This is a genomic window from Nitrospinota bacterium (assembly GCA_027619975.1).
Classification (GTDB): domain Bacteria; phylum Nitrospinota; class Nitrospinia; order Nitrospinales; family VA-1; genus JADFGI01.
Genome location: JAQCGX010000071.1, coordinates 1 through 3224, shown reverse-complemented (window position 1 = coordinate 3224; position 3224 = coordinate 1). Strand labels below are relative to the sequence as shown.

Annotated in this window: 5 protein-coding genes; 2 read left to right on the top strand and 3 right to left on the bottom strand. The window is 48.8% G+C overall.

Annotated features, from left to right (window positions below; translation table 11 throughout):
* The first annotated feature begins 78 nt into the window (after positions 1-78).
* A complete protein-coding gene (locus O3C58_14120; GenBank protein MDA0692986.1) occupies positions 79-306 on the top strand; it encodes a toxin HicA in 228 nt (75 codons plus the stop codon).
* Positions 299-622, top strand: coding sequence for a toxin-antitoxin system HicB family antitoxin (locus O3C58_14115; GenBank protein MDA0692985.1), 324 nt, complete (start codon positions 299-301; stop codon positions 620-622). The genes O3C58_14120 and O3C58_14115 overlap by 8 nt, the downstream gene beginning before the upstream one ends.
* Before the next feature lie 128 nt (positions 623-750).
* Here the strand turns inward: O3C58_14115 and gmd are convergent, their stop codons facing one another.
* The 3 genes from gmd to O3C58_14100 all read right to left on the bottom strand — a co-directional run.
* Positions 751-1812, bottom strand: a complete 1062-nt coding sequence (gene gmd, locus O3C58_14110; GenBank protein MDA0692984.1) for a GDP-mannose 4,6-dehydratase — start codon at positions 1810-1812, stop codon at positions 751-753.
* Between the two features lie 57 nt (positions 1813-1869).
* Positions 1870-2769, bottom strand: a complete 900-nt coding sequence (gene rfbD / locus O3C58_14105) for a dTDP-4-dehydrorhamnose reductase (GenBank protein ID MDA0692983.1) — start codon at positions 2767-2769, stop codon at positions 1870-1872.
* 52 nt (positions 2770-2821) lie between these two features.
* On the bottom strand, positions 2822-3224 hold a 403-nt coding region (locus O3C58_14100; protein ID MDA0692982.1), incomplete at its 5' end, for a sugar phosphate nucleotidyltransferase.

Here is a 3224-nt window from a genome sequence, read left to right as displayed (position 1 = left end):
CCCACTAAAACAAAACCATCTCCTTAAATTGACGATTAGGAGCATTTAGTCAATTTTTAGAGGTGCCCTCTAAAGAGAATGGAAGTAAACCCTAAAGATGTGCGGTTTACCGACCTTGCAAAAGTGTGCGTTCACTATTTCGGAAAACCACGCCACAAAGGCACAAGCCACCATGTTTATAAAACGCCGTGGCTGGGTGACCCTCGCGTAAATATCCAAAAGAGTAAGGACGGCAAGGCCAAAGTTTACCAGGTGAAACAAGTATTGACCGCAATTCGTAAACAGGAGGATCAGGACAATGGTTAACTACGAACATTATACTTACCGCGTCACATGGTCAGAAGAGGACGGGGAACACGTTGCTCTTTGCGCTGAATTTCCCAGCCTCTCTTACCTGGCAAAGACGCCGGCAAAAGCGCTTCAAAATATTATGAAGCTGGTAAAAGAGGCTGTCGAAGACATGGAAGCCAACGGCGAATCGGTTCCGACACCACTTGCCGAGAAAGAATATAGTGGGAAATTCATGATACGCATCCCACCAGAACAGCACAAAAACCTTGCGATGAAAGCCGCCGAAATGGGCATTAGCCTCAACCGCTATGTTTCAAGCATCCTATTGTAAACGGACCCATTACCTATTAAGAATTCGGGAAATTCTTGAAATTGAGAAACCGATGTGTAAATGCAAATGTCACTGATCGCACATAATCAAAAATATGCCTTTATAAGGGGTTGAGGGGATTTCTAACACTACGAACCCATGACTTCGGTAGCATCCAGTCCCGCCAGGGTCAAATCCGCTTCCACCATCACTCGCACCAGCTCTTTAAAGGATGTTTTGCGAACCCAGCCTAGTTTTTCCTCGGCTTTTTTAGGGTCTCCGAGCAGAGTCTCCACTTCCGCCGGGCGGAAATAGGCGGGATCGACTTCCACCAGAGTGCGCCCGGTTGCAGGGTCGATTCCCTTCTCATCGACACCGGAACCCTGCCACTCGATTTTCATTCCACAAAGGCCGAAAGCCTCTTCGATAAACTCACGGACATCGTGTTGTTCCCCTGTTGCCAGAACATAGTCTTCCGGGGTTTCCTGTTGCAGCATCAGCCACATGCCTTCGACATAATCCCTGGCATGGCCCCAGTCCCGTTTGGCATTCAAGTTGCCGAGGTATAGTTTTTCCTGAGTTCCTTTAAGGATATTGGCTAGGGTCAGCGTGATCTTGCGGGTCACAAAGTTTTCTCCCCGCCGCGGAGATTCGTGGTTGAACAGGATGCCGCTGCAAGCGAACATATTGTAAGCTTCCCGGTAATTGACGGTGATCCAGTGCGCATACAGCTTGGCGGCGCCATAAGGACTCCGGGGATAGAACGGGGTGGTTTCACTTTGCGGGGTTTCGGCGACTTTGCCAAACATTTCACTGGTGGATGCCTGATAGAAACGGCATTTTTTTTCTAATCCTAAAGACCGGATGGCGTCAAGAATTCGCAGTGTCCCCAGGGCATCGGCCTGACCCGTGTATTCGGGGGTTTCAAAACTGACGGCGACATGGCTTTGGGCGGCGAGGTTATAAATTTCATCAGGCTCTATTTTGGCGACAAGACGGTTCAAGCTGGGGGCATCGGTCATATCTCCATAGTGGAGATGGATTTTATTTTGCGGCAGATGATGATCCTTGTGAAGATGTTCGATTCTTCCCCGGTTGAAACTGCTGGACCGTCGAACCAGGCCGTGTACCTCGTATTTTTTTTCGAGAAGCAATTCCGCAAGGTAGGAACCATCCTGACCGGTGATGCCGGTGATAAAAGCTTTTTTCAATTTTTTATCCCTGTCAAAAGGTTTGTATTTCTTTGGATCAAAATCACTACAATGCCATCAATGGGTTGAACCGCTTGCAAGACACATTTTCAACGCTTCTTCCCAATGAGGCATTTCAATTTTCAGAACCCGCTCAATCCTTTTGTTGGAAAGCACCGAATACTGCGGTCGTTTTGCCGGTGTCGGGTATTCCGATGAGGGAATGGATATCAATTTCGAAGCTGGTAGATTGTTTTTTGAATGCTCCAGAATGGCCTTGGCAAATCCATGCCAACTGGTTTCGCCCCGGCAGGATAAATGATAAATACCGCTGACCGGTTCAATTTTTTCCACAAGTTTCCCCGAGGGATGATTGAGAAAGGGTAGCAGGGTTTGTTTCGTCGCTTGAGCGATGGTGCGGGACCAGGTGGGGGAGCTCACTTGGTCATTGACGATTCGAAGTTCCTTATTCTCGTTCGCCAGTTTAAGAATAGTGCGCATGAAATTTTTCCCTCTGGAGCCATACACGCCGCTGGTTCGCAGGATAAAATGAGGGATTCCTACCTTCACGATTGCCTGCTCTCCGGCCAATTTGGTTTGACCGTAAACGTTTTGAGGATTGCAGATATCATCCTCCAGATAAGCTCCGCTGGTTTTTTCGCCGTCGAAAACGTAATCCGTCGAATAATGGATCATGGCGGACCCGATTTTTTTTGCCTCTTCCGCGAGAATCCCCGGCGCGATGCCATTGATGGACATGGCCAGATCCGGTTCGGTCTCGGCCTTATCCACGGCGGTATAAGCGGCGGCATTGATGATAAGGTCGGGTTGCACTTGTTGAACAAAATGGCGAACTCTGTCCGGCTTGCAAAGATCAAGATCCTCGCTGTCTGGTGCGACTATCTCGCCAAGTTCTGCCAGTTCCCGGTGAAGTTCCCAGCCGATCTGGCCATTTTTTCCAATTAGCAAAATACGCATTTAAAGAGATTAAAGTCAGGTTATCGAATTTGATTTAAGAAGGGCATCGGTGTCAAGATTTTCCGCGCTGGGCCAGGGAAAGTAAATATTGCCCATAGCCGTTCTTGTTAAGGGGTTCCGCCAGTTTTTCCAGGTCGGTTGCCGAAATCAACCCCAGGTTGTAGGCGATTTCCTCCGGGCAGGAAATTTTGAGACCTTGACGATTTTCGATGGTCTCAATGAAGTTGGCGGCGGCCAGCAGGGAATCGTGCGACCCGGTATCCAGCCAGGCATAGCCGCGTCCCATTTTTTCCAGGGTCAACTGGCTCTTTTCCAGATAGGCCTTGTTGACATCGGTGATTTCCAGTTCGCCCCGAGCCGAGGGTTTCAAGCTGGCGGCGATATCCACAACGGAGTTATCGTAAAAATACAATCCGGTAATGGCATAGTTGGACTTTGGCTGTTTGGGTTTTTCT